Below are 25,451 nucleotides of genomic sequence, written 5' to 3' on the forward strand. Positions count from 1 at the left end.
CCATCCCGAGAACAAGCAAGGAGACAACCCATGGCCCTTTCCCGCCTCCGGCGCAGCGTCGCCGGCCTGCTGCTCACGCTGCCCCTGCTGGCCACGGCACAGGACTGGAAGCCCGAGCGCACCGTCGAATACATCGTGCCTGCCGGCGCCGGCGCGGCGCTGGACACCGCAGCGCGCGAGATCAAGTCCCTGATCGACCGCGACAAGCTGCTGCCCGTGCCCATGCTGGTGGTCAACAAGCCGGGCGGCGCCGGCATGGTGGCCATGGGTGCGCTGGCCGCGAAGCCGGGCGATGGCCACCTGCTGGCCACGCTGACGCACTCCTCGATCAACAACAAGCTGGTGGGCGAGGTGTCGCTGGGCTACGAGGACTTCACGCCGTTGGCCATCCTGTTCGACGAAACCATCACCGTCGCCGTGCGCGCCGACTCGCCCATCAGGAGCGGTCGCGATCTGGTCGAGACGCTGCGCAAGAACCCGGCGGCGCTGTCCATCGGCGTGGCCACCTCCATCGGCAACCACATCCACGCGGCCATCGCCAAGCCGCTGCAGGTGGCCGGCGTGGACATCGCCAGGCTGACGGTGGTGCCGTACAAGTCCTCGGCCGAGTCCATGACCAACCTGCTGGGCGGTCACCTGGACGTGGTGTCGGCCTCGGCCATCAACGTGGTGCCGCAGCTCAAGGCCGGCAAGATCCGGGTGCTCGCGGTGGCTTCGGCCGAGCGGCTCGGCGGCGACCTGGCCGGCGTGCCCACCTGGCGCGAGCAGGGCGTGGACGCGGTCTATGCCTCGTCGCAGGGCCTGCAGGGGCCCAAGGGCATGACGCCAGCGCAGATCGCCTTCTGGGAAGGCGTGCTGCGCCGCATCTCCGCCACGCCGGAGTGGAATGCCTTCCTTGCGCGCAACTACTGGCGCCCGCGCTTCATGGGCGCCGCCGAGACCGTCAAGTACCTGGACAGCGAGGCCGAGGGCGCACGTGCGCTGCTGGGCGAGCTGCACTTGTTGAAGAAGCAGCCATGAGCGGCCCCGCCGCAGACATGGGCGGCGCGCTCGGCGCGCTGCGCCGGGTGCTGGTCGCCAACCGCGGCGAGATCGCAGTGCGCATCGTGCGCGCCTGCCACGCGCTGGGCCTGGAGGCGGTCGTGGCCGTGTCGGACGCCGACGCGGGCGGGATGGCGTCGCGCCTGGCCGGCGCCGAGGTTCGCATCGGGCCCGCGCCCGCGGCCCAGAGCTACCTCAACATCCAGCGCCTGGTGGACGCCGCGCTCGAAAGCGGCTGCCAGGCCGTGCACCCCGGTTACGGCTTCCTGTCCGAGCGGGCCGGCTTTGCCCGCGCCTGCGCGCAGGCCGGCCTGGTGTTCGTGGGCCCCTCGCCCGAAGCCATCGAGGCGATGGGGGACAAGATCGCCGCCACCCGCATGGCCCTGGCCGCCGGCGTGCCCCGCGTGCCGGGCTCGGGCGCGCTGCCCGATCTGGCGGCGGCCGAGGTGGAAGCGGCGCGCATCGGCTATCCGGTGCTGCTCAAGGCCAGCGCCGGCGGCGGGGGCCGGGGCATGCGCATCGTGCGCGAGCCTGCGCAGCTGGCCTCGGCCTTTGCCAGCGCAAGCGCCGAGGCGGGCGCGGCCTTCGGCGATGCCACGCTCTATGTCGAAAAGCTGATCGAGCGCGCCCGCCATGTGGAGATCCAGCTGATGGGCGACCACCATGGGGCGCTCGTGCACCTGGGAGAACGCGACTGCTCCACCCAGCGCCGGCACCAGAAGCTGATCGAGGAAAGCCCGTCGCCCTGCCTCGATGCGGCCACGCGCGAGGCCATGGCCCAGGCGGCGCTCGCGCTGGCGCGCGCCGTGCGCTACCACGGCGCCGGCACCGTCGAGTTCGTACTGGACGAGGCGAGCGGCGCTTTCTACTTCCTGGAGATGAACACGCGCATCCAGGTCGAGCATCCGGTCACCGAGATGGTCAGCGGCCTGGACCTGGTGGCCGAGCAGCTGCGCGTGGCCGCGGGTCTGCCGCTGTCGTTCACGCAGGAGGACGTGCGCCTGTGCGGCCACGCCGTCGAATGCCGCATCAACGCCGAGGATCCGGCCAAGAACTTCCTGCCGCGCCCGGGCACGGTGACGCGCTTCGTTGCGCCGACGGGGGAGGGCGTGCGCTGCGACAGCCATGCGCATGACGGGCTGGTCGTCACGCCGTACTACGACTCGCTGCTGGCCAAGCTGGTGGTGCACGCCCCGACCCGCGGCGAGGCCATCGCGCGCATGCGGCAGGCGCTGGCGGAACTGGTGGTCGAGGGCGTGGCGACCACGGCGGCCTTTCACCGGGAGCTGCTGACGCATCCGGACTTCGTGGCGCGCGGGGTGTGCACGCGGTGGGTGGAGGAGGTGTTGGTGCCGCAGCGGCAGAAGCGGGCGGTGGGGCAAGGCTGAGGAGTCGCGCCGGCAGCGGGCAAGGGCGGCGCCGCAGGGCACAGGGGCCACGGCCGGCGCGCCGATGACTATGCTTGGGCGCGCCCACGGCCGGGCAGGAACGGCCGGCCGCTGCCACTCAAACCCTGCAGCAAAGAACAATGAAGACCCAGTACTACACCGCCACAAGCCTGGATGGCTTTCTCGCCACCGAGGACGACTCGCTCGACTGGCTTTTCGCCCTGGGGAGCGTGAACGAGTCCAGCTATCCCGCATTCATCGCCAACGTCGGCGCCCTGGCCATGGGCTCTTCCACCTACGAATGGATGGTTCGCAACGCCGAGAAGGTGGCCGCCGAAATGGGTTCGCCGTGGCCCTATGCCCAGCCGGCCTGGGTGTTCACGAGCCGCACGCTCCCGGCCATCGACGGCGCGGACATCCGGTTCGTCAACGGCGACGTGCGAGCCGTGCACCAGGAGATGCAGGCCGCCGCGGGCGACCTGAACATCTGGATCGTGGGGGGCGGCGACCTGGCGGGCCAGTTCCACGACGCGGGTTTGCTGGATGAACTCATCGTCCAGATCGGGGCTGCCACCCTTGGCAAGGGAAAGCCGCTGTTTCCTCGCCGCGTGGTCGGGTCAGGCCTGCGCCTGCTTTCCGTTGACCGGATGGGCCCGGGCATGGCGGAGTTGCGGTACGAGGTGCAGCAGGCCGGGCGTTGATGCGATCTGCGCCCGCAGGTCGAAGCGTCGGAACGGGTCAGGCGCCTGTCACAGCGCCTTCGCGTCGAACGTCTGAGGGGATGGGAGGTCGATTCCGGCCTCCGTCCCCCCCCAGATCGAAGGAAACCGTTTCATGGATCGCGCTGTCTGGTTCCAAGCATCTCCCGAGGGCGCCAAGGCTGTCGGGGCGCTTCACCACTTCGTCAGCAAGGGCACCGGCCTTCCGAGCCTGCTGACACACCTGGTCTTCCTGCGTGTGTCGCAGATCAACGGCTGTGCGCACTGCATCGACATCCACACACGGGACCTGCTCGCCGAAGGCATGTCGGTCGAGAAGCTCGTGCTCGTTCCGGTATGGCAGGAGGCACAGTACCTGTTCACCGAGCAGGAGCGTGCCGCGCTGGCCTGGTCGGAGGAGGTCACCCGCGTGAGCGAGACGCATGCCAGCGACGACGCCTATGCGGCCGCGCTGGCCGTATTCGGCGAGAAGGATCTCGTCGACCTGACGCTCACGATCGCCACCATGAACGCCATCAACCGCATGGGCGTGAGTTTCCGCATGAAGCCGCGGGCGAAGGCGTGAACCGCCGGACCGCCGCGGCGCTTCGGCGTTCGGCGTTCGGCGCCCATGGGCTCGCGAGGTCCACGGCGTTGTCCTTGCCGAGGGGCACAGGCTGCCGGCGGGCTGCGCGGCGGCAGGGCAGCCGCGATTCGATGCGAGTCTTAAATTAGACATAATAAACATTGAATTATTCAAAGCAGTACCGACAGCCCCGTCTGCACCCGGCAGCGCCCCACGGGCGCCGCCCCGTCCAGCCCTCATCCCGCCACGCCCACCCGGTTCCGCCCGGCCTTCTTCGCCTCGAACATGGCCAGGTCCGCTTCACGCATCGTCTCGGCCGGGTCGCCCTGGGCGCGCAGCGCGGCCACGCCGACCGAGACGCTGGTGCGGATCGCCTGGTCGGCCGTTCCCGGCAGGGACAGACGCTCCACCTCGGCGCACAAGGTCCGGGCGCGGGACGCCGCCTCGTCCAGGCCGGCATCCTGCAGCACGATGGCGAATTCCTCGCCGCCCAGGCGGGCCAGCACGTCGCCGGGGCGCAGCGCCGTGCGCATGCAGCGTCCCACCTCGGTGAGCACGCGGTCGCCCACATCGTGGCCGAAGCGGTCGTTGATCGACTTGAAGCGGTCGATGTCCACCACGGCCACCGCATGCCGCGCGCCCTCGTCGACGGCCCGCTGCGCGCGCGACAGGGCCGCCTCGAAGTGCCGCCGGTTGGGCAGGCCGGTCAGGCTGTCGGTCTCGGCCCGGTCGCGCAGTTGGGCATTGAGCGCCATCACCTCGCCGTAGGCCGCCTGCAGCGCCTGGCCGCGCTGCATGAGGTCGGTCACGTCGGTCCAGACCGAGGCGACGCCGCCGCGCCAGTCCTCCTCGGCGATGCGGAACCAGTGCCCGGTGCGGGCCTGCAGCGTCACCGGCCGGGGCAGCCGGCCGCCCCCCGGCAGGCCGCACAGGGCCTCGTAGGCCGGGTCGCCCCCGAAGATCTCGGCAAACTGCCGCCAGAACGCGGCATGGGTGCCGCGGGTGCGCACGTCCGGCAGCGCGGTCAGCACGTGCAGGAACATCTCGGAGAAGTAGCGCGCGTTGCTGTAGAGCAGCCGCCCCTGCGCGTCATGGACGATGAGCCCCACATGGGCCACGGTGAGCAGTTCCAGCATGCCGCGGTCACCGGCATCGGCGGCGGCCTGCTGCTCGGCGGTGACGTCGTTCCAGATCTTGATGCGGCCGCCATCCGGCTGCGGAAACATGCGCAGTTCCAGCCAGCGGCCGCCGTCCGCGCGCTGGTAGCGCACCGGGCCCTCCAACGCACGGTGGCGGCGCAGCGCCGCCGCGACGCCCTCCTCGATCTCCTGCGCGCCCGCATCGGGATGCTGCAGCCGCAGAAAGGGACGCACCGTGTCCGTGAAATGCAGGCCGACCTTCAGCAGCGGCGCCACCTCGGGGAAGAACTCGGGGTAGCGCGCATTCCAGCGCGTGATGCGCTCCTGCGCGTCATAGACGCACAGGGCCGAAGCGCCATGGGACAGCAGCAGCTGCGCTGCGGCGTCGGCGGGCTCGGGTCGGGTGGTCTTCGGGCGCCGCGGCATGAAATCGTGTCGAGTTTGCAACCGCTGGCATTGCAGCACAGGCCCGGTCCGCTGCGGACACCGACACTGCGCCGTGTCAGAAATAGCATCTGTCCTGCTTTCATTTTTTTACATTCATAGGATGCTGTTGGTATTGCCACTGACTTCTGGATGCCTGCGCGAATGAGAGAACGGCTGCGTGCCGCCACCACCCGTCGACGGTGGTTGTTCGGGTTCACCCTGCTCGAACTGATGATGGTCATCGGCCTGATCGGCGTGCTGCTGGGCATCGCCCTGCCGCGCTATGCCGACTACCGCGACCGCATGAAAGTGGCCGACGCGGTGCGCGACATCGGCGTGATCGCCGCCAAGCTGAGCATGTACGGCTTAGACAACAAGGGCTTTCCGGATTCGCTGACACAGATCGGCTGGACCCAGCCCGACCCCTGGGGCAACCCCTACCAGTACCTGTCGATGGCCGGTGCCACGGTGGGCCAGAAGCGCAAGGACCGCGCGCTGCATCCGCTCAACAGCGACTTCGACCTCTACAGCATGGGGCCGGACGGGCGCAGCGTGCCGCCATTGACGGCCCAGGCCAGCCAGGACGACATCATCCGGGCGAACGACGGCGCCTTCATCGGCAAGGCCTCCGACTACTGACGGCGATGCCCGCGAACTGGCAGCGCTTTGCCGTCGTCTTCCGCAGCCGCTGGGGCTGGCGCATCTTCCTGGGCGCCTTCGTCATCGTCGCGCTGCCGCTGCTGGCGGTGTCGCTCATCTCCTACGAGCTGACCGACGCACTGCAGCGCCGTGCCACGCAGCGGCTGATGGCCGAGACGACGAAGGCGGCGAGCCTGAACCTGTTCGACCGCCTTCGCGCGGCCGAGCTGCTGCTGCGGGCCCGGGCGCAGGCCCAGGCCTCGGGCGCGCCCAACGAAGCGCTGGAGCTGCAGGCCGCGAAGGTGTTCGAGGGCATCACGTCCCTGCGCGAGGCGCCCGCCCATGAACGCAGCGAAGTGCTGCTGCAGCCCCTGCCGGGCGGCATCGGCATGCGCCCCGTGATGCGCGTGGCGGCACCCGATGGCGGCGTGGTCGAAGGCCGCATGCGGCCGGAATACCTGCTGGAGAACCTGGCCAGCAGCAGCCACACGATCTGCCTCCAGAGCGAGCAGGCGCCCGGTCCGCACTGCCTCACGCCGCTCCAGGGCGACATGCTGGCACTGGCCCACACCCGCCCGCTGTACCTCGCGCCCGTGTTCGAGGGCGCCAGTTGGCTGATCAGCGCCGCGCCGCAGCGCAATGCCTATCGCTTTCTGCCGCTCGGGACCGGCGCGGCCCTGGCCCAGGCCACGGGCCTGGCCTTCCTGCTAGCGCTGATCGCCAGTTCCTTCTACGCCCGGCGCATCACGCTCCCGCTGGAGACGCTGATCGAGGCCACGCGGGCCGTGCGGACCGGCGATTTCGGCCAGCGCGTCGATGCCTCGGCCATGACCGACGAGTTCCGCGAGCTGGCGGACTCCTTCAACGGCATGGTGGGCGAGATTGGCGCCGACCTGGCCTTCTCGCAGGTGCTCGCGCAGATGGACACCGCCATCCTCGCGCGCCAGCCGCTGCACGACATCGCGGCGCTGGCATTGCAGCACCTGGCGCAGTCGGCGCCGCAGCTGCAGTTCATGCTGCGCATCCATCCCAAGGACGGGGCGCCGCCGGAGGCGCTGGTGCTCGACGCCGACCACCGGCGCCTGCGCCACGCACCGTCGTCGCAGGCGTCGTCGCCCGTCGCGCCGTGGCATGCCGAGGTGCTGCCCGTGGCCCAGCGGCCGGACAGCACCTTCACCCTGCAGGTGACGAGCGCCCACGGCGCCCCGTGGCCCGCGCGCACCCGCCACGAGCTCGACGCCCTGTGCGCCCGGCTCGCCGTGGCGGTGCAGGCCGACGAGCGCGAGCGCCAGCTGGTGGCACGGGCCGTGGTCGACAGCCTCACCGGCCTGCTCAACCGCCTGGGCCTGGTCGACGCCGTGGACCAGGCCATGGAGCGCGCCGTGCGCCGCGACCAAAGCCTGGCCCTGGCCTTCATCGACCTGGACGGCTTCAAGGACGTGAACGACGCCTATGGCCACAGCGTGGGCGACCGGCTGCTGCAGCAGGTGGCCTACCGGCTGCGCACGAGCTTGGCCAAGGCCGACGCGCGCCTTGCCCGCATGGGCGGGGACGAGTTCGTGCTGCTGCTGTGCAACGAGCCGCCGGAGGCCCTGCACGCGCTGCTGCACGGCGTGCTGGCGGCCCTGCAGCAGCCCTTCCGCATCGATGCGCTCGACGTGCAGATCGGCGCCAGCATCGGCGTGGCGGCCTTTCCCGACCATGGGCGCGACCACGAGACGCTGCTGAAGAACGCCGACGCCGCCATGTACGCCGCCAAGACGGGCGGGCGCAACCGCGTGGTCGACTACACGAGCACGCTGAACGCGTCCACGGCCGAGCGGCTGGAACTGCGCCGCAGCCTGGCCGGTGCGCTGGCGGCGGAACAGTTCTTCCTGCTCTTCCAGCCGCGCGTGCGTGCCAGCGACGGCGCGGTCGCCTCGGCCGAGGTGCTGCTGCGCTGGCAGCACCCGATCAAGGGCCGCATCCCGCCCGACCGCTTCATTCCCATCGCCGAAGAGGCCGGCCTGATCGGCGAGATCGGCTTGTGGGTGCTGCGCGAGGCGATGCAGCAGGTCAGCCACTGGCGCATGCAGGCCAATCCGCCGCTCACGCGGCTGTCGGTCAACCTCTCGCCGCTGCAGCTGGCGCACCGCGACTTCCTGCCGCAGGTGGAGGCCCTGGCCGCAGAGTTTCCGCAGGCGCGCGGCGCCATCGAGCTGGAGATCACCGAAGGCGCCTTCTTCCGCGACATCGAGGGCTGCGTGCACAAGCTGGGACGGCTGCGCGCCATGGGCTTCGACATCGCGCTGGACGACTTCGGCGTCGGCTACTCGGCGATGAGCTACCTGAGCACCCTGCCGCTGGACACGCTCAAGATCGACAAGAGCTTCGTGCAGGCCTTCGGCCGCCAACCCACGGCCTATGCCATCGCCTCCGCCATCGTGGCCCTGGCCACAGCCCTGGACAAGCGCGTGGTGGCCGAGGGCGTGGAGACCGAGGCGCAGGCGGCCATGCTGCGCCAGCTGGGCGTGGACGAGCTGCAGGGCTATCTCTACAGCGAGCCGGTGCCCGTGGCTGCGCTGACGCAGCCGCCCGACGGCGCCCGCGAACCCGCATCGGTCGGCAGCTAGGGTTGCGCTTGCACGATCCGTGAAGCGCAGCCCGGGCCCGCGCCTCAGCGCCCGACGCGGCTGCTGTCGCGTACGACGAGCGTACAGGGCACGAGCGTGCGGGTGGCCACCGCCGCCTCGTCGCGTGCACCCGCCAGCAGGCCCAGCACGCGCCGGGCGGCCTGCTGCCCGATCTCGTAGCGGGCGGGGCGCAGCGTGGTCAGCGCCGGCCGCAGCCGCACCGAGATCGGTGCGTCGCCGAAGCCGGCAATGGCGGCATCGCGCGGCAGCGCGAGGCCCAGCGAAGACGCCTCCAGGATGGCGCCGGCCGCCATGTTGTCGTTGGCGAAGACCAGCGCCTGAGGCCGGGCACCCGGCGCCTGCGCGGCATGGGCGGCCATCACGCGCGCGCCCGCCTCGTAGTCGTCGTCGACCTCGGCCACGGCCACATCGGGCGGCAGGCCGGCGGCCTGCATGGCCTGGCGGTAGCCGGCGGCCCGCTGTTCGGCGCGGAAGTCCTGGCTGGCCCGCGGCAGCACGAAGCGGATGCGCGTCGCGCCCTGCGCCAGGAAGTGCTCGGCCAGTTGCACGCCCGCCTCGGGATGCGGAAAGCCGACCTGGTGGAAGGGCCGGCCCTCCACCAGCCCCCAGGCCTCCACCACCGGGATGTGGAGCGCCTGCAGCATGGCTTCGGCCGCCGGCGTGTGGTCGTCGCGCGTAAGGATCAGCGCGCTGGGATGCCAGCCCGCGAAGGTGCGGATGGCCGACTCCTCCAGCTCGCGCGAGTACTGCGCATTGGCCAGCAGCAACTGCAGGCCCGAGGCCTTGAGCTCGTCCGTCATGCCGTTGACGAGGTCGGCGAAGGTGCTGCTGGCGATGTTCTGCATCACGGCGCACACCACGCGGCCGCGGCCCGAGGCCAGGCCGCCGGCCATCTGGCTGGGCACGTAGCCCAGGCGGTCCACGATCTCCTTGAGCCGCTCGCGTGCGGCGGCCGACACCTTCTCGGGCGCATTGAAGTAGCGCGACACCGTGATCGCGGAGACGCCGGCCAGGGCGGCCACGTCATGGATGGTGTGCGTGCCCGCCTTGCGGCGCGGCGCGCGGGAAGCGGAGGAGGAAGACGACGAGGAGGCAGGCTTCATGGTTAGCACCGATGGCCGGCAAGCGGCCCGGGCGCCTAGACTAACAGCATGTTAGCGGTAACAGTTACCGCTGACATCCCTAATCAGGAGACTTCCATGCCCGTCGACCGCCGCCTGTTCGCCCAGCTGGGCCTGGCCGCCTGCGCTGCCTGCGCCCTGGGGCCGGCCGCTGCGGCCGAGTCCGCGGCCTACCCCACCCGGCCGCTGACGCTGGTGGTGCCCTACCCGGCCGGCGGCGTGGCCAACCAGTTCGCGCGCAGCTTCGCGCAGGGCCTGTCGGAGCGGCTGGGCCAGCCGGTGGTGATCGACAACCGCGCCGGCGCCAATGGCAACATCGGCTCGGCCTACGTGGCGCGCAACCAGCCGGCGGACGGCTACACGCTGCTGCTGGGCTCGCTGAGCACGCTGGCCATCAACCCGCAGCTCTACGCCAGCATGGGCTACGAGCCGCAGAAGGACCTGCAGCCCATCACCCTCATCCACCAGATGCCCAACGTGCTGCTGGTGGGCGCGCAGACGCCCTACCGCAGCGTGGCCGACGTGGTGGCCGCGGCCAAGGCGCAGCCCGGCCGGCTGGTCTTCGGCTCGGCCGGCAACGGCAACACCATGCACCTGGCGGGCGTGCTGTTCGAGAAGAACAGCGGCACGCAGCTGGTCCACGCGCCCTACAAGGGCGGCCCGCCGGCCCTCACCGATGTGCTGGGCGGGCAGATCCCCATGATGTTCAACAACCTGCCGGCCGTCACCGGCCACAGGCAGGCCGGCAAAGTGCGGGTGCTGGCGGTGGCCGACACCAAGCGCTCGGCCGTGATGCCCGACGTGCCCACCTTTGCGGAGGCCGGCGTGCCGGGCGTGGTCTCGGTGGTGTGGAACGGCATCCTGGTGCGACGCGGCACGCCGCCCGATGTCGTGCAGCGGCTGAACCGCGAATCGGTGGCCGTGCTGCAGCAGCCGGCCTTCCGCCAGCCGCTGGAGGCCCAGGGCTACGAGGTGCTGAACTCCACCCCCGACGAGTTCGAAGCGCTGATCCGCAAGGACGGCATCGCCATGCGCGCCCTGGTCAAGGACGCCGGCGTGAAGATGGATTGAAAGGAAGACGCTTGCGCCGCAGCATCGATCAATTGCGAAGCCAGCGCTGGTTCGCCAGCAACGACATCCGCGGCTTCGCCCACCGCCAGCGCATGCAGCAGCAGGGCCTGGCGCGCGAGGAATTCATGGGCCGGCCCATCGTGGGCATCCTCAACACCTGGAGCGACCTGTCGCCCTGCCACGCCCACCTGCGTGAGCGGGCGCAGGCCATCAAGCGCGGCGTGCTGCAGGCCGGCGGCTATCCGCTGGAACTGCCCGCCATGAGCCTGGGCGAGGTGATGGTCAAGCCCACCACCATGCTCTACCGCAACTTCCTGGCCATGGAGGCCGAGGAGCTGATCCGCAGCCTGCCGCTGGACGGCGTGGTGCTGCTGGGCGGCTGCGACAAGACCACGCCGGGGCTGGTGATGGGCGCGCTGTCGATGGACGTGCCCGCCCTCTTCTGCCCGGCCGGGCCCATGCTCAACGACCGCTACCAGGGCCAGAGCGTGGGGGCCGGCACCCACACCAAGAAGTACTGGGAGAAGTACACCGTCGGCGAGATCGACCATGCCGAGTGGATCGCCCTGGAGGCCCGCATGACGCGCGCGCCCGGCACCTGCAACACCATGGGCACGGCCAGCACCATGACGGCCATCGTCGAGGCCATGGGCCTTGCGCTGCCCGGCGCCAGCAGCATCCCGGCCATGGACGCCAGCCACACCCGCATGGCCTGGGCCTGCGGCCAGCGCATCGTCGAGATGATGTGGGACGACCTCAAGCCCTCGCGCTTCATCACCCGCGCGTCCTTCCTCAACGGCGTGGCGACCTGGATGGCGCTGGGCGGTTCGACCAACGCGGCGGTGCACCTGCCGGCCATGGCGGGACGCACCGGCATCCCGCTGGGCCTGGACGACTTCGACGCCATGGCGCGTCGGGTGCCGGTGCTGGCCAACCTCTTTCCGGCCGGCGACCGGCTGATGGAGGACTTCTATTACGCCGGCGGCCTGCCCGCCCTGCTGCAGCGCATCGCCGACGCGCTGGACCTGGAGGCACAGACCTGCACCGGTCGCACGCTGGGCGAGAACATCGCCGACGCCGTGCCGCTGGACGACGCTGTGATCCGCCCGCTCGACCAACCCGTGGTGGTCGCCCCTGCCGACTGCCCCGAGGCCGGCCTGGCGCTGGCCGTGCTGCGCGGCAACCTGGCACCCGACGGCGCGGTGATCAAGCCCTCGGCCGCCAGCCCGCGGCTGCTGCGCCACACCGGGCCGGCGCTGGTGTTCGACTCCAACGCCGACATGCTGGCCGCCATCAACGACCCTGCGCTCGACGTCACCGAAGACAGCGTGCTGGTGCTGCGCAACGGCGGACCGGTGGGCGGTCCCGGCATGCCCGAATGGGGCAACCTGCCCGTGCCCAGGAAGCTGCTGCAGCGCGGCGTGCGCGACATCCTGCGCCTGTCCGACGCGCGCATGAGCGGCACCCACTACGGCACCTGCGTGCTGCACATCTCGCCCGAGTCCGCCGTCGGCGGCCCGCTGGCGCTGGTGCGCACCGGCGACCTGATCCGCATCGACATCGGCGAGCGCCGCCTGGAGCTGCTGGTGCCCGACGAGGAACTCGCCGCCCGCCGGCGCGACTGGACGCCACCGCCCCAGCCCTATGTGCGCGGCTTCACCCGCATCTACCAGCGCGAAGTCACCCAGGCCCATCTGGGCTGCGACTTCGACGTGCTCGCCGGCAACGCCGTCACCCCCGAACCGCCCATCTACTGACCCGACGCATGCCTGCCTATTCCGATCTGCTCGACAACCCCTTCCGCCGTCGCCTGGGCCAGCCCGGCGCGCCGCTCGGCACCTGGCTCATGTCCGGCGCGGCCAGCACCGCCGAGGCCATGGGCCGCGCCGGCTTCGACTGGCTGCTGGTCGACCTGGAGCATGTGCCCATGGACGAGAAGGACACGCTCGCCGTGCTCCAGGCCATTGCCGGCACCGACGCCTGCCCGGTGGCCCGCCTGGCCGCCAACGACGCCGTGCTCTTCAAGCGGGCGCTGGACCTGGGTGCGCAGACGGTGATGGTGCCCTTCGTCGACAGCGCCGAGGCGGCGGCCCGTGCCGTCTCGTACGCCAAGTACCCGCCGCAGGGCGTGCGCGGCTTCGCGGCCGTGCACCGTGCCTCGGGCTACGGCACCGCGCGCGACTACGGCCAACGCGCCAACGATTCGGTGTTCACCATCATCCAGCTCGAGACGCCGCAGGCGGTGGCCGCGCTGGAGGAGATCGCCGCCGTGCCGGGCGTGGACGCGCTCTTCCTCGGCCCCGGCGACCTGTCGGCCAACATGGGCCACATCGGCAACATCGCCCATCCGGACGTGCAGGCCGTCATCGCCGACGTGGCCCGGCGCTGCCGCGCGGTGGGCAAACCCTGCGGCATCGTGGGGCCCACGCCGCAGATGGTGGGCAGCTTCGTGCAGCTCGGCTACGACTTCGTGGCCGTGGCCTCGGACATGGGAATGATGATGCGGCAGGCCACAGCCTTCATCGAGGCGATCCGTCCTTCGCTCGCCAAGGGATTCGAGAGCAGCGTGTACTGACGCGCGCCCGACCACATTCAAGGAGACAACGATGAAGATCCAACCGGCCGCCGTGCGCGGCCTGCTGTGGGCCGCCCTGGCCTGTGCCGCCGCACTTCCGGCGCAGGCGCAACCCACCTATCCCGACAAGCCCGTGACCATGGTCGTGCCCTTCGGGCCCGGCGGCACCTCGGACATCATGGCCCGCATCCTGGAGCGCCACATGGGCGAGCAGCTGGGCCAGGCCATGGTGGTGGACAACAAGGCCGGCGCGGGCGGCGCCATCGGCATGCTGCAGCTGATGCGCGCCCGGCCCGACGGCTACACCGTGGGCCTGTCGGTGATCGGGCCCGAGGTGCTGCAGCCGGCCATCCGCAAGACGGGCTACAGCCACCAGAACTTCGACCACGTCTGCCGCACCTACGCCGTGCCGCTGATGATGATGGTGCCCAAGGACTCGCCCTTCCAGAGCGTGGCCGACGTGCTGGCCTTCGCGCGCAAGAACCCCGGCACGCTCACCTACGGCTCCTCCGGCCGCGGCACGCTGCTGCACCTGGCCATGGAGATGCTGCTCGACAGGGCGCAGGCCAAGGGGCTGCACGTGCCCTACAAGAGCTCGGGCGAGATGGTCACCGGCCTGCTGGGCAAGCAGGTCATGCTGTTCAGCGAGACGCCCACCGTCTCCAGGCAGTACGGCCTGCGGCCACTGGCCGTGTTCGCCGAGCAGCGCCTGCCCGGCTATCCGGACGTGCCCACCATGGCCGAGGCCGGCTGGCCGATCACGGCCTCGATCTGGGGCGGCGTGATCGCGCCCAAGGGCCTGCCCGCGCCCGTGCTGGCCAAGCTGGAGTCGGCCTGTCAGGCCGCGCTGGCCGGCGAGGCGTACAAGAGCGAAGCCCAACGCCTGGAGACGCCGCCCGCCTACCTGGACGGCCCGCGCTTCGCGGCCTTCGCCGCGCAACAATCCGAGGCCTACGGAAAACTCATCCGCGACCTGGGCCTCGCCGACAAGGACTGAACAGCTGAACCCCTCGGCGACGACCGAAGCGGGCTCAGGCGTCGAGGCTCCGTGCCGGCCGCCGCGCCGACCTTTTCTTTCGCATGCCGCCCTCCTTCGCTTCGCTCGCCGCCCTGCTCGGCTCGCCCACCACGCTGGCCCTGTACCTGCTGTGCGTCGCCATTGCCACCTTCGCCCAGACGCTCTCGGGCTTCGCCTTCGGGCTGGTCTTCCTGAGCCTGGTGGCCAGCTTCGACCTGGCCTCGGTGGCCGATGCGGCCAACGTGGCGACGGTGCTCACGCTGGCCAATGCCTGGGCCTACTTCCGCGCCCACCGGCAGCCGGTGCCCTGGCCGCTGATGAAGCCGGCCATCCTCACGAGCTGCGTCGGCGTGGGCGGGGGCCTGGTGCTGCTGCACTGGCTGAGCGCGGGCGCCACCACGGCGCTCAAGCTGCTGCTGGGCGTGGTGATCGTGCTGTGCGCGCTGGTGCTGCTGCGCCGGGGCGCGGTGCGCGCCACGCTGGCGCCGCCGCGGCAGTTCGCGGTGGCCGGGCTGGTGTCGGGGTTGATGGGCGGGCTCTTCGGCACCTCCGGGCCGCCCATCGTCTACCACCTCTACCGCCAGCCGTTGGCGCTGGACGTGGTGCGGCGCGGCCTGCTGCTGATGTTCGCGGCCAATGCGCTGACGCGCATCGCGCTGAACGTGCCCACGGGCGGCTTCTCGCTGCGGGCCGTGCTGCTGTCGGCCATCGCGCTGCCGCTGGTGCAGGTGCTCACGCGGCTGGCGCTGCGGCTGCAGCCGCATGTGCCCGCCAACGTGCTGCGCTGGGGCGTGGCGGCGCTGCTGGTGGCCACGGGCGGCTCGCTGGCGCTCGGGGCGCTGCACGCCCGCTGATCGGCCGCGCGTCCGGCGGCTCAGGCGCCCGCGCGCGGCGGCGCGGTGGATTCGCGCACGACCAGCGTCGCGTCCACCTCGTGGTGCATCACGCAGGGCTGGCCGCTCAGCTGCTTGACCAGGTGCTCGCCGGCCCGCGTCCACACCTCGTCGGTGGGCAGGTGCATGGTCGTGAGGCTGGGCCGCAGGTGGCGACTCCACTCCAGGTCGTCGAAGCCCATCACCGAGATGTCGCCTGGCACCTGCAGGCCGTGGCGCTCGACCTCCAGCAGCACGCCGTAGGCCAGCACGTCATTGCCGCAGACCACCGCCGTCGGCCGCTCGGGGCGGGCCATGAGCGCCCGCGCGGCCTGGCGGGCATCGTCCAGGCGGTAGTGCACCTCGTAGTACCAGTCGTCGGGCAGCGGCAGGCCCTGCTCCTTCAGCGCGCGCCGCACACCGGCCACGCGGGCCGAGGCACGGTCGTTGTGGGCCGACATGGCCGCCACCATCGCGATGCGCGTGTGGCCCAGCCCGATCAGGTAGCGCGTGGCGCGCCAGGCGGCGTCCTCGTTGTTGGCGCCGATGGAGGCATAGGGCTTGTCGGGGTGGTAGACGCCCACGTTCACGAAGGGCATGCGCTGGGTGGCCAGCAGGCGCCGCAGACCTTCGGTGTGCATGTCGCCGCGCAGGATCAGGCCGTCGACGCCGCGGCTGACCATGTTCTGCGCCTGGCGGAATTCGATCTCGGGGTCGTAGCCGCTGGTGGCCAGCAGCAGCAGGTAGCCCTGCAGCGACAGGTAGCGCTGCAGCGCCTCGATGCCGCGGGCGAACATGGCGTTGTCCACCGTCGGGATGATGGCGCCGATGGTGCGCGTGCGCCGCGACGACAGGGCACGCGCCGCCGCGTCGGGGATGTAGCCGAGCGCGGCGATGGCGGCGTCCACCTTCAGGCGCAGGGCCGGGCTCACCGATTCGGGGCTGTTCAGCGCCCGCGAGATCGAGGCGGTGGACACGCCCGCGTGCTGCGCCACTTCGCGGATGCCGACAGATTTGTTCTTCATCGATGAAACAGTTTACATAAAACGGGTACATCGGCCGCAGCCCTATTTTCAAGGGCAAACCCCAATCAAAAACCACTGTCGCAAGGCCTCGCAACGGTTGATCCAGGCCCGCCAAGCACCCACAATTCTGTAAACGGTTACATCGCTTCGACCCGTCGGCATGGCCGACAGAACAAGGAGACATCCATGCGTTCCATCCACCGTCCCCTCGCCGTGCTCGGCACGGCCGCCCTGGCCACGCTGTCGCTCACGGCCGGCGCCCAGGAGTTCAACTGGAAGAAGCACCAGGGCACCACCCTCACCTTCCTGGCCAACAACAACCCGGTGGCGGCGGCGCTGCTCAAGCACAAGGCGGACTTCGAGAAGCAGACCGGCATGACGCTCAAGGTGGACAGCTACCAGGAGCAGCAGATGCGCCAGCGCATGGTCACCGTGATGAACTCGCGCAGCGACGAGGTGGACCTGTTCATGTCCCTGCCCTCGCGCGAGGGCCTGCAGTTCGCCAAGGCCGGCTGGTATGCCGACCTGACCGACCTCATCAAGACCTCTGCAGCCCCCGACTACGACTTCGCCGACCTCAGCCCCGGCCTGGTGAAGGACGCGAGCTACAACGGCCGGGTGATGGGCGTGCCGCTCAACATCGAAGGCCCGGTGTTCTACTACCGCAAGGACCTGTTCCAGAAATGCGGCGTGCAGTTGCCCAAGAGCCTGCCCGAACTCGAAGGCGTGGCCGCCAAGCTCAAGAGCTGCGAGCCGGGCGTGACGCCCTTCGTGTCGCGCGGCCTCAAGCCCGCGCTTCCCTTCAGCTACAGCGTGTTCCTGCACAACTTCGGCGGCGACTACATGAAGGACGGCAAGTCGCAGCTGTGCAGCAAGCCGGGCCAGGAGTCGCTGGCCCTGTATGCCAAGCTGCTCAAGGACTACGGCCCGCCCGGCGTAGTGAACTACAGCTTCTACCAGATCAGCAGCCTGTACCGCGAGGGCAAGGCGGCGATGGCCTTCGAGTCCTCCAACGAGCTGCGCAGCGTGATGGAAGGCGGCGCCCGCCTCAAGGACACGGCCATCGCCGTGCTGCCTGCCGGCCCCGGCGGCTCGCGCCCCACGGTGATCGGCTGGACCATGTCCGTCTCGGCCTACAGCAAGAAGAAGGAGGCCGCCTGGTACTTCGTGCAGTGGGCCAGCGGCCGCGCCGTGCAGGAAAAGCTGGCGCTGGACGGCGTGGCGCCCCCGCGCGCCTCGGTCGCCAACGGCGCCGACTACAAGGCCTGGATGGACGGCGAGCCGGTGCGCCGCGAATGGGCCGCCACCGTGAACGAGCTGGGCAAGACCGGCACCTCCGAGGTGGGCTACCCCATCGTGGCCAACCCCGCCTCGCGCGAATACGTGGGCCAGGCGGTCAACGAACTTCTGCTGGGCCAGAAGACCGTCGCCCAGGCCTGCGCCGACGCGGACAAGCAGCTCGACGCACTGATCGCCAAGGACTGATGGACGTGATCGCCGAAGACAGCCGCCCGCGGGCGGCCGGGAGCCCCTTCGCCTTCGCGCCGGGCCACCGCGTGCTGGTGGTGGGCGGCGCAGGCGGCATCGGCAGCGCCATCGCGCAGGCCTTCGCCGACGCCGGCTGCGAGGTGGTCGCCACCGGCGTGGACGACGCCGCGCTGGCGGCGTCCACGTTGAAGCCGGCCGCACACCTGCGCCTGACCACGCTGGACGTGACCCGTGACGACGACGTCGCGCGGCTCGTGGGCGAACTGGACGGCCTGCAGACCCTGGTCAACTGCGCCGGCATCCTGGCGCGCTTCAAGGAATTCGAGGTCGCCACCTTCCAGCGCGTGCTGGACGTCAACCTCACCGGTACCTTCCGACTGTGCACGGCCTGCAAGCCGCTGCTGGCCGCGCATGGCGAGGCCGGGGGCAGCATCGTCAACATCGCCTCGATGAATGCCTTCGCGGCGCTGCCGTGGATTCCGGCCTACTGCGCCAGCAAGGGTGGCGTGGTGATGCTCACCAAGTCGCTGGCGCTGGCCTGGGCGGCCGAGGGCATCCGCGTCAACGCGGTGGCGCCCGGCTACGTCGAGACGCCGATCAACGCCGAAGGCCGCCAGGACGCGGCCCACTACGAACGCATCCGCGCGCGCATCCCACAGGGCCGCTGGGCCCAGCCCACCGACATCGCGGGCAGCGCGCTCTTCCTGGCCTCGCCGGCCGCCCAGTACATGACCGGCACCGTGCTGGCGGTGGACGGCGGCTTCCTGGCCGGATGAGGAGCCGAGCATGAGCCAATCCATCGGAACCCGCCGGCAGTTGAACATGCTGTCCACGCCGGCCGTGATCTTCACGCTGGCGCTGATCGCTTTTCCCTTCGCCTACACGATCTGGCTGAGCCTGCACGAATTCAGCTTCGGCGGCAGCGCCACGCTCAACTACGGCCAGAACTACCTGCTCATGCTGCAGGACGGCGAGTTCTGGAACGGCCTGAAGATCACGCTGGTGCTGTACCTGCTCTCGCTGGTGCTGCAGCTGGTGCTGGGCACCTACGTCGCGCTGCTGCTGCATTCGTCCAGGAAGCTCTCGGGCATCGTGCGCACGCTGATGATCTCGCCCTTCGTGCTGCCGCCGGTGGTGGTGGGCATGATGTGGCTGGTGGTGCTGGACCCGTCCATCGGCGCGGCCAACTGGCTGCTGCAGAGCGTGGGCCTGCCGCGCTCGGACTGGCTGGCCTCGCCCCAGTGGGTGATCCCGACCGTCGCCTTCATCGACACCTGGCAGTGGACGCCCTACGTGGCGCTGATCGTGCTGGGCGGCCTCCAATCCTTGCCGCCCAACGTGTACGAGGCGGCGCAGATCGACGGCGCCTCGCGCTGGAAGACCTTCTGGCGCATCACGCTGCCGCTGCTGATGCCGACCATCGTCACGGCCGCCATCCTGCGCAGCGTCGACCTGCTGCGCTTCTTCGACATCATCTACATCACCACCCAGGGCGGACCGGGCAATGCCTCGAACACGCTCAACATCTACGGCTTCCGCAAGGGGTTCGAGTTCTTCGAGATCGGCTACGCGAGCGCGCTGATGATCACGCTCTCCACGATCGTGCTGGGCGCGGTGGTGTTGCTGACCCAGGCGCGCAAGCGCGTGGCCTGGTGAGGAGAGACGCATGCACGACGACGCCCTCATCCGCCGGCTGAACACGTTGCAGATCGCGCTGGTGGGCCTGATCATCCTGGCGCCCATCGCCTGGATGGTGCTGGCCTCCTTCAAGCCCTCCGCCGAGGTCACGGCCTATCCGCCCAAGCTGTTCTTCACGCCCACGCTGGACAACTACCGACAGCTCTTCGGCACCACGCCCTTCGCGCACTACACCTGGAACAGCCTGGTCATCACCGTCGGCTCGACCGTGATCGGCATCGTGCTGGGCGTGCCGGCGGCCTTCGCGGTGTCGTGGACGCGCATCACCTGGCCGGCCACCGTGACGCTGCTGGCGCGCATGGCGCCGGGCACGCTCTTCCTTCTGCCGTGGTATGTGATGTTCCGCGAGCTGAACCTGATCGGCACCTACACGGCGCTGGTGGTCACGCACGCCGTCATCACCATGCCCATCGTCATCTGGGTGCTGCTGCCCTTCTTCGACAACATCCCGCGCAGCGTGCTGGAAAGCGCGCAGGTGGACGGCTGCAGCGTGCCGCGCATCCTGTGGCGCATCGCGCTGCCGCTGGTGATGCCGGGGCTGGTGGTGTCGGCCATCCTGGCCTTCGTCTTCTCCTGGAACTACTTTCTCTTCGCGCTGGTGCTGTCCAACGGGGACACCAAGACGCTGATCGCCGCCTCGTTCAACTTCATCGGCGAGGGGGCCTCCAACTGGGGCGCCCTGATGGCCGCGGCCACGCTCATCGCGCTGCCGCCGCTGGTGCTCGCCTTCTTCGTGCAACGCCGTCTGGTGTCGGGCCTCGCGCTCGGCGCCGTCAAGGGCTAGGAGCCAATCTCATGCAAGCCGCTGTCTTCCATGGCGACAAGACCATCACGGTCGCCGACATCGAACGTCCCGTGCCCGCCGCCGGCGAGGTGCTCCTGCGCGTGCGCCGCACGGCGCTGTGCGGCTCGGACACCAAGCTCTGGATCAAGGGCGCGACCTTCACGCCCGGCCACGAGATCTTCGGCGTGGTCGAGCAGCCGGGGCACGCCCTCGACGGCCGCCGCTGCCTGGTCTACATCCCGGTGCATTGCGGCCACTGCGAGAGCTGCCGCCGCGGCGACACGCAGATGTGCCTGAACGAATCGGTGCTGGTGGGCTGGAACCGCCCGGGCGGCTACGCCGAATACCTGGCCGTTCCCGAGCAGTGCCTGCTGCCCGTGCCCGACGACATCGAGGACGAGCTCGCGCCGCTGCTGCTGGACACCATCGGAACCGCAGCGCACGGCATCCGCTTCGTGCAGAACCTGGTGCCGCCGCAGGGCGCCGGCCCGGTGCTGGTCACGGGCGCGGGCCCGGTGGGCATGGGCGCCATCGTGGCATTGCTCAACCTGGGCTACACCGAGGTCTACGTGTCCGACCTGAAGGAGGAGCGACTGCAGCTGGCCGAATCCTTCGGCGCGCGCCGGCATCCGGTGGGCGACAACAGCAAGCGCTTCAAGCTCATCGTCGAGTGCAGCGGCTCGCACGCGGCGCGCTCGCTGGGCATGAACATCGTGCTGCCGCGCGGCGTGCTGATCCTCATCGGCGAGAGCGACGCCCCCTGGCCCGTGCAGGAGACGCCGGCCATCCGCCGCAAGGACTTCTACATGGTGCGCACCTTCTACTTCCCCAAGTCGGACTTCGCGCTCAACGTGGAGCTGCTGCGCAAGGAGAAGGCGCGCTACCGCCAACTGGTGGACGCGCAATTCGGCATCGAGCAGCTGCCCGAGATGTTCGGCCGCTTCGTGGCGGGCGAGCTGGTCAAGCCGCTGCTGGCTTTTTCCTGAGGCGACGCGAATGGCAGCGATCCATCTGCGGGGCCTCACCAAGCGCTACGGCGACATCACCGTGGTGCCCGCCATCGACCTGGAGATCCGGGACCAGGAATTCGTCGTCTTCGTCGGGCCCTCGGGCTGCGGCAAGTCCACCCTGCTGCGCGTGATCGCAGGGCTGGAGCCCATCGACGGCGGCGAGCTCTACATCGGCGACACCTGCGTCAACGACGTGCCGCCCGCGCAGCGCGACATCGCCATGGTGTTCCAGGACTATGCGCTCTACCCGCACATGAGCGTCTACCAGAACATGGCCTTCGGCCTGGAGATGCGCGGCATGGACAAGGCCGAGATCGACCGGCGCGTGCAGCGCGCGGCCGGCCTGCTGCACATCGAGCCCTTCCTGCAGCGCAAGCCCAAGGCGCTGTCGGGCGGCCAGCGCCAGCGTGTGGCCATGGGCCGCGCGATGGTTCGCAACCCCAAGGTCTTCCTCTTCGACGAGCCGCTGTCCAACCTGGACGCCAAGCTGCGCGGCGAGGTGCGCACCGAGATCAAGGCGCTGTCGCAGCAGCTCAAGACCACCATGATCTTCGTCACCCACGACCAGGTGGAGGCCATGACCATGGCCGACCGCATCGTGGTGCTCAAGGCCGGCGTGGTGCAGCAGTTCGGCACGCCCGACGAGGTGTACCGCCAGCCGGCCAACCAGTTCGTGGCCGGCTTCATCGGCTCGCCCACCATGAACTTCTTCGACGTGGGTGTGGAAGCGGGCGGCCTGCGCCTGACCGATGGCACCCTGCTCGCGATGCCCGCCGAGCGGCTGCAGCCGATGCTCGCGGCCGGCCGCGCCAGCGCCGTGCTGGGCATCCGCCCCGAGCACCTGCTGGCGCAGGCCGACGGCCCGCTGCGCACGACCGTGAGCGTGGTCGAGCCACTGGGCTCGGACACGCTGGTGTACTTCGACTTTGACGGCAAGCGCCATGTGGCGCGTGTCGCGCCCGAGCTGGCGGTGAACGCGGGCGCGCCCATCGCGCTGGGCTTCGACGCGGCCAAGGTACACCTGTTCGACGCCGCCACCGGGGACGTGCTGCGGTGAACGCCTTGTCCCCTTTGCACGATTCGCTGCGCGAGGCGCGGCCCGTGGTGATCTGCCTGGGGCTGTCGGCCTTCGACCTGACCTGGGGCGTGGACGCCCTGCCCGCGGGCGGCGGCAAGACCCGGGCCGTTGATTTCCACGAAGGCGGTGGCGGCATGGCCGCCAATGCCGCGGTGGCCGCCGCCCGGCTGGGCGCCGACGCGCGCTTCTGGGGCCGTGCCGGCGACGACAGCGCCGGCCGGGCCATGCGCGACGAGCTGGCCCGCGATGGCGTGGACGTGGCGCAGTTCCGGCTCTTCGAGGGGGCCCGCTCTTCGGTCTCGGGCATCGTGGTCGATGGCCGCGGCGAGCGCATGATCGTCAACTTCCGCGGCGACGGCCTGCCGGCCGATCCCGCCTGGCTGCCGCTCGACGCGGTGGCCCGCGCCCAGGTGGTGCTGGCCGACCCGCGCTGGCCCGAGGGCGCGCTCGCCCTCTTCCAGGCCGCCCGCCGGCACGGCCTGCCCTCGGTGCTCGACGGCGACATGGCCGAGCCCTGGATCTTCGACCAGCTGCTGCCGCACACCGATGTGGCCGCCTTCTCGGAGCCGGCGCTCGCCGCCTACAGCGGCGGCGGCGCACTGCACGCGCAACTGGGCGTGGCCCGCGCCCGCGGTTGCCGGCTGGCCGCCGTGACCCTGGGCGAGCGCGGCGTGGCCTGGCTGGACGAAGCCGGCGCCCTGCAGACGCTGCCCGCCTTCGCCGTCGACGCGGTGGACACCACCGGTGCCGGCGATGTTTTCCACGGAGCCCTCGCCTTCGCCCTCGGTGCCGGACTGGCACCCGCGCAGGCCTTCCGTCTGTCCGCCGCAGCCGCGGCACTCAAGTGCCGGCAGGCCGGGGGCCGCTCGGGCGCGCCCCGGCTGGGCGATGCACTCACCTTTCTTCAAGAGATCCAGGAGCACTGAACATGGCGAACAACCTCCGTCTGGGCAAGCAATGGGGCCTGCGCCGCATGGCCACGCCCGCCGGGCATTTCACGATGGTGGCGCTCGACCAGCGCCCGCCCATCGCCAGCCTCATCGCCAAGAAGCAGGGCATCGCCCCGGCCGACGTGGCCTTCGCCGACATGGTCGCCGTCAAGCGCGTGCTGGTGGACGTGCTGGGCCCGCATGCCAGCGCCATGCTGTTCGACCCCAACTACGCCTTTCCGGCCGGCCTGAAGAAGCTGCCGGCCCACACCGGCCTGGTGGTGACGCTGGAAGACCATCGCTTCCGCGACCAGCCCGGCGGCCGCCTGTCGCATTCGATCAAGGACTGGAGCGTCGAGAAGATCAAGCGCGCCGGCGGCGACGGCGTCAAGGTGCTGGCCTGGTACCGGCCCGATGCCGATGCCGACATCGTGGCCCACCAGCAGCGCTACGTGGCCGAGATCGGCGAGCAGTGCCGCATCCACGACATCCCGCTGGTGCTGGAACTGCTGGTCTATCCCTTCCCCAAGAGCGAGCGCCACACCACCGACTATGTGGAGTCGCCCGAGAAGCTGCCCGAGCTGGTACTCGACAGCGTGCGCGAGTTCGCCAAGCCGCATTACGGCGTCGACCTGTTCAAGCTCGAAAGCCCGCTGCCCGGCGCCAGCCTGCCCGCGCATGGCGACAGCGCCGAGTCGCGCCAGGCCCAGGCCCTGTTCGACCAGATGGGCGGCATCTGCCGCGATGCCGGCATTCCGTGGGTGATGCTGTCGGCCGGCGTCACGCCCCAGCAGTTCCTGCGCGTGATGGCGTACGCCTATGCGGCCGGCGCCCACGGCTTCCTGGCCGGTCGTGCCGTGTGGTGGGAGGCGCTGCAGCAGTTTCCCGACCTGGCCGGCTTCGAGGCCCAGTTGCGCCGCGAAGGCACGGCCACGCTGGCCGAGCTGGCCGCCCTCACCGCCCGCGCCGGCAACGCCTGGCAGCCGGACTACAGCGCCTTCGACACGCTCAAGGCCGAGGGCGACTTCTGCCTGGCCTACGCGGGATGACGGCAGCGGCGACCACAGACCTGCGCCTCGAACGCATCGAGGCCATCGTCTTCCGCGCGCCGGCCGATCCGCCGGTGCAGACCTCCTTCGGCATCATGCGCGACCGGCCGGCCCTGCTGCTGCGTGCCATCGCGGACGACGGCGCCGAGGGCTGGGGCGAGGTCTGGTGCAACTTTCCGACCGTGGGCGCGGAGCACCGTGCGCGCATGGCGCTGACCTACCTGCCGCCGCTGGCCTGCGGGCCGCAATGGACGAGCCCGCAGCACTGCTTCGAGACGCTCAGCGCCCGGCTGGCCGTGCTGGCCATCCAGTGCGGCGAGCCCGGCCCGCTGGCGCAGATCGTGGCCGGCCTGGACATCGCGCTGTGGGACCTGCTGGGCCGCCGCCACGGCCTGCCGGTGTGGAAGCTGCTCGCGCCTGACCTGACGGCGCCTGCGCCGGTGCCGCTCTATGCCTCCGGCCTCAATCCGACCGCGCCCGGGAAGCTGGCAGCAGCCAAGCGCGCGGAGGGCTACCGCGCCTTCAAGCTCAAGGTCGGCTTCGGTGCCGACCGTGACGAGGCCAACCTGACTGCCATGCGCGAGGTGATCGGCCCCGCGGCGCCGCTGATGGTCGACGCCAACCAGGCCTGGGACCTGGACGAGGCCATCGCCGCCGGCCGCCGCATGGTCCGGCACGACCTCGGCTGGCTGGAGGAGCCCGTGCGCGCCGACACGCCGCTGGCCGACTGGGCCCGGCTGGCGCGCGAGCAGCCGCTGCCGTTGGCCGGTGGCGAGAACCTGGCCGGCCTGGACGCCTTCGACGCCCACATCGGCGCCGAGGGCCTGTCGATCCTCCAGCCGGACCTGGGCAAATGGGGCGGCTTCAGCGGCTGCCTGGCCGTGGGACGGCACACGCTGGCGCAAGGCAAGCGCTTCTGTCCACACTGGCTCGGGGCCGGCATCGGCCTCACGGCCTCCTTCCACCTCAAGGCGGCGGTGGGCGGGCCGGGCTATGTGGAGGTGGACGCCAACCCCAATCCGCTGCGCGACCTGCTGGCCATGCCGGTGTTCTCGCTGGAAGAAGGCGCCGTGCACCTGGGCACGAAGCCGGGCCTGGGCGTGCAGCCCGACCTCGGCGCAGCCCAGGCTTTCCGCATCGCGCTCTAGGCTGCGTCGGCGCCGGCCGTACGGCGTGCGTTCAT

General features: G+C 70.6%; 23 protein-coding genes. 20 read left to right on the plus strand and 3 right to left on the minus strand.

The genetic code is table 11. The annotated features are described in order from the left end of the window. Nucleotides 1-30: 30 nt before the first annotated feature. From ABIC63_RS18365 to ABIC63_RS18380, 4 genes are all read left to right on the plus strand, one after another. Nucleotides 31-1,020 (plus strand): tripartite tricarboxylate transporter substrate binding protein, encoded by a 990-nt coding sequence (locus tag ABIC63_RS18365; protein WP_294374451.1) that lies wholly within the window; start codon nt 31-33, stop codon nt 1,018-1,020. Beyond that, a complete protein-coding gene (locus ABIC63_RS18370) occupies nt 1,017-2,429 on the plus strand; it encodes an acetyl-CoA carboxylase biotin carboxylase subunit (RefSeq protein WP_354320850.1) in 1,413 nt (470 codons plus the stop codon). The genes ABIC63_RS18365 and ABIC63_RS18370 overlap by 4 nt, the downstream gene beginning before the upstream one ends. A gap of 140 nt (nt 2,430-2,569) precedes the next feature. Then, on the plus strand, nt 2,570-3,130 hold the full coding sequence (locus ABIC63_RS18375; protein WP_354320851.1) for a dihydrofolate reductase family protein: 561 nt from the start codon (nt 2,570-2,572) through the stop codon (nt 3,128-3,130). A 133-nt stretch (nt 3,131-3,263) separates the two neighbouring features. Next, nucleotides 3,264-3,713, plus strand: coding sequence for a carboxymuconolactone decarboxylase family protein (locus ABIC63_RS18380; RefSeq protein ID WP_354320852.1), 450 nt, complete (start codon nt 3,264-3,266; stop codon nt 3,711-3,713). A gap of 236 nt (nt 3,714-3,949) precedes the next feature. Here the strand turns inward: ABIC63_RS18380 and ABIC63_RS18385 are convergent, their stop codons facing one another. Continuing rightward, nucleotides 3,950-5,278 carry a GGDEF domain-containing protein gene (locus tag ABIC63_RS18385; RefSeq protein ID WP_294374444.1) on the minus strand — a complete coding sequence of 443 codons (1,329 nt, stop codon included), beginning with the start codon at nt 5,276-5,278 and terminating at the stop codon, nt 3,950-3,952. Nucleotides 5,279-5,440: 162 nt separating this feature from the next. Between ABIC63_RS18385 and ABIC63_RS18390 the strand changes: the two genes are divergently transcribed. Both ABIC63_RS18390 and ABIC63_RS18395 read left to right on the plus strand, forming a co-directional pair. Further along, on the plus strand, nt 5,441-5,917 hold the full coding sequence (locus tag ABIC63_RS18390) for a prepilin-type N-terminal cleavage/methylation domain-containing protein (protein WP_354320853.1): 477 nt from the start codon (nt 5,441-5,443) through the stop codon (nt 5,915-5,917). Nucleotides 5,918-5,922: 5 nt separating this feature from the next. Continuing rightward, complete coding sequence (locus tag ABIC63_RS18395; protein WP_354320854.1) at nt 5,923-8,529, plus strand: putative bifunctional diguanylate cyclase/phosphodiesterase; 2,607 nt, start codon at nt 5,923-5,925, stop codon at nt 8,527-8,529. Nucleotides 8,530-8,573: 44 nt separating this feature from the next. Here the strand turns inward: ABIC63_RS18395 and ABIC63_RS18400 are convergent, their stop codons facing one another. Continuing rightward, nucleotides 8,574-9,653: a LacI family DNA-binding transcriptional regulator gene (locus ABIC63_RS18400; RefSeq protein WP_294374438.1), complete on the minus strand. Its 1,080-nt coding sequence runs from the start codon at nt 9,651-9,653 to the stop codon at nt 8,574-8,576. Between the two features lie 96 nt (nt 9,654-9,749). On the opposite strand from ABIC63_RS18400, the gene ABIC63_RS18405 reads away from it, so the two are divergent. The 5 genes from ABIC63_RS18405 (at nt 9,750) to ABIC63_RS18425 (ending at nt 15,189) form a co-directional block, all read left to right on the plus strand. Then, nucleotides 9,750-10,742 carry a Bug family tripartite tricarboxylate transporter substrate binding protein gene (locus ABIC63_RS18405; protein ID WP_354320855.1) on the plus strand — a complete coding sequence of 331 codons (993 nt, stop codon included), beginning with the start codon at nt 9,750-9,752 and terminating at the stop codon, nt 10,740-10,742. 11 nt (nt 10,743-10,753) lie between these two features. Next, nucleotides 10,754-12,499 carry an L-arabinonate dehydratase gene (araD, locus tag ABIC63_RS18410; RefSeq protein WP_354320856.1) on the plus strand — a complete coding sequence of 582 codons (1,746 nt, stop codon included), beginning with the start codon at nt 10,754-10,756 and terminating at the stop codon, nt 12,497-12,499. An 8-nt stretch (nt 12,500-12,507) separates the two neighbouring features. Continuing rightward, entirely contained in the window at nt 12,508-13,317 is an 810-nt protein-coding gene (locus tag ABIC63_RS18415) for an HpcH/HpaI aldolase family protein (protein ID WP_294374432.1), read from the plus strand. Nucleotides 13,318-13,348: 31 nt separating this feature from the next. Beyond that, entirely contained in the window at nt 13,349-14,314 is a 966-nt protein-coding gene (locus ABIC63_RS18420) for a tripartite tricarboxylate transporter substrate binding protein (RefSeq protein ID WP_354320857.1), read from the plus strand. An 83-nt stretch (nt 14,315-14,397) separates the two neighbouring features. Then, the gene (locus ABIC63_RS18425) at nt 14,398-15,189 is read left to right on the plus strand and encodes a TSUP family transporter (protein ID WP_354320858.1); all 792 of its coding nucleotides are present in this window, start codon (nt 14,398-14,400) and stop codon (nt 15,187-15,189) included. Nucleotides 15,190-15,209: 20 nt separating this feature from the next. Here the strand turns inward: ABIC63_RS18425 and ABIC63_RS18430 are convergent, their stop codons facing one another. Then, entirely contained in the window at nt 15,210-16,232 is a 1,023-nt protein-coding gene (locus tag ABIC63_RS18430) for a LacI family DNA-binding transcriptional regulator (protein ID WP_354320859.1), read from the minus strand. Nucleotides 16,233-16,418: 186 nt separating this feature from the next. On the opposite strand from ABIC63_RS18430, the gene ABIC63_RS18435 reads away from it, so the two are divergent. From ABIC63_RS18435 to ABIC63_RS18475, 9 genes are read left to right on the plus strand one after another with little or no spacing between them, the layout of a single operon-like run. Continuing rightward, nucleotides 16,419-17,717 carry an ABC transporter substrate-binding protein gene (locus ABIC63_RS18435; protein WP_354320860.1) on the plus strand — a complete coding sequence of 433 codons (1,299 nt, stop codon included), beginning with the start codon at nt 16,419-16,421 and terminating at the stop codon, nt 17,715-17,717. 5 nt (nt 17,718-17,722) lie between these two features. Beyond that, a complete protein-coding gene (locus ABIC63_RS18440; protein ID WP_354320861.1) occupies nt 17,723-18,496 on the plus strand; it encodes an SDR family NAD(P)-dependent oxidoreductase in 774 nt (257 codons plus the stop codon). Between the two features lie 10 nt (nt 18,497-18,506). Beyond that, on the plus strand, nt 18,507-19,376 hold the full coding sequence (locus tag ABIC63_RS18445; RefSeq protein WP_354320862.1) for a carbohydrate ABC transporter permease: 870 nt from the start codon (nt 18,507-18,509) through the stop codon (nt 19,374-19,376). Nucleotides 19,377-19,386: 10 nt separating this feature from the next. Continuing rightward, nucleotides 19,387-20,202 (plus strand): carbohydrate ABC transporter permease, encoded by an 816-nt coding sequence (locus ABIC63_RS18450; protein WP_354320863.1) that lies wholly within the window; start codon nt 19,387-19,389, stop codon nt 20,200-20,202. 11 nt (nt 20,203-20,213) lie between these two features. Beyond that, nucleotides 20,214-21,188 carry an alcohol dehydrogenase catalytic domain-containing protein gene (locus ABIC63_RS18455; RefSeq protein ID WP_294374417.1) on the plus strand — a complete coding sequence of 325 codons (975 nt, stop codon included), beginning with the start codon at nt 20,214-20,216 and terminating at the stop codon, nt 21,186-21,188. A gap of 10 nt (nt 21,189-21,198) precedes the next feature. Continuing rightward, on the plus strand, nt 21,199-22,269 hold the full coding sequence (locus ABIC63_RS18460; protein WP_354320864.1) for an ABC transporter ATP-binding protein: 1,071 nt from the start codon (nt 21,199-21,201) through the stop codon (nt 22,267-22,269). Further along, entirely contained in the window at nt 22,266-23,216 is a 951-nt protein-coding gene (locus ABIC63_RS18465) for a PfkB family carbohydrate kinase (RefSeq protein WP_354320865.1), read from the plus strand. The genes ABIC63_RS18460 and ABIC63_RS18465 overlap by 4 nt, the downstream gene beginning before the upstream one ends. 2 nt (nt 23,217-23,218) lie before the next feature. After that, complete coding sequence (locus tag ABIC63_RS18470; protein ID WP_354320866.1) at nt 23,219-24,268, plus strand: tagatose 1,6-diphosphate aldolase; 1,050 nt, start codon at nt 23,219-23,221, stop codon at nt 24,266-24,268. Beyond that, nucleotides 24,265-25,416 (plus strand): mandelate racemase/muconate lactonizing enzyme family protein, encoded by a 1,152-nt coding sequence (locus ABIC63_RS18475; protein ID WP_354320867.1) that lies wholly within the window; start codon nt 24,265-24,267, stop codon nt 25,414-25,416. The genes ABIC63_RS18470 and ABIC63_RS18475 overlap by 4 nt, the downstream gene beginning before the upstream one ends. The last annotated feature ends 35 nt before the right edge of the window (nt 25,417-25,451 follow it).

Origin of the sequence: Pseudacidovorax sp. 1753, assembly GCF_040544975.1 — a bacterium.
Taxonomy (GTDB): Bacteria; Pseudomonadota; Gammaproteobacteria; order Burkholderiales; family Burkholderiaceae_C; genus Xenophilus.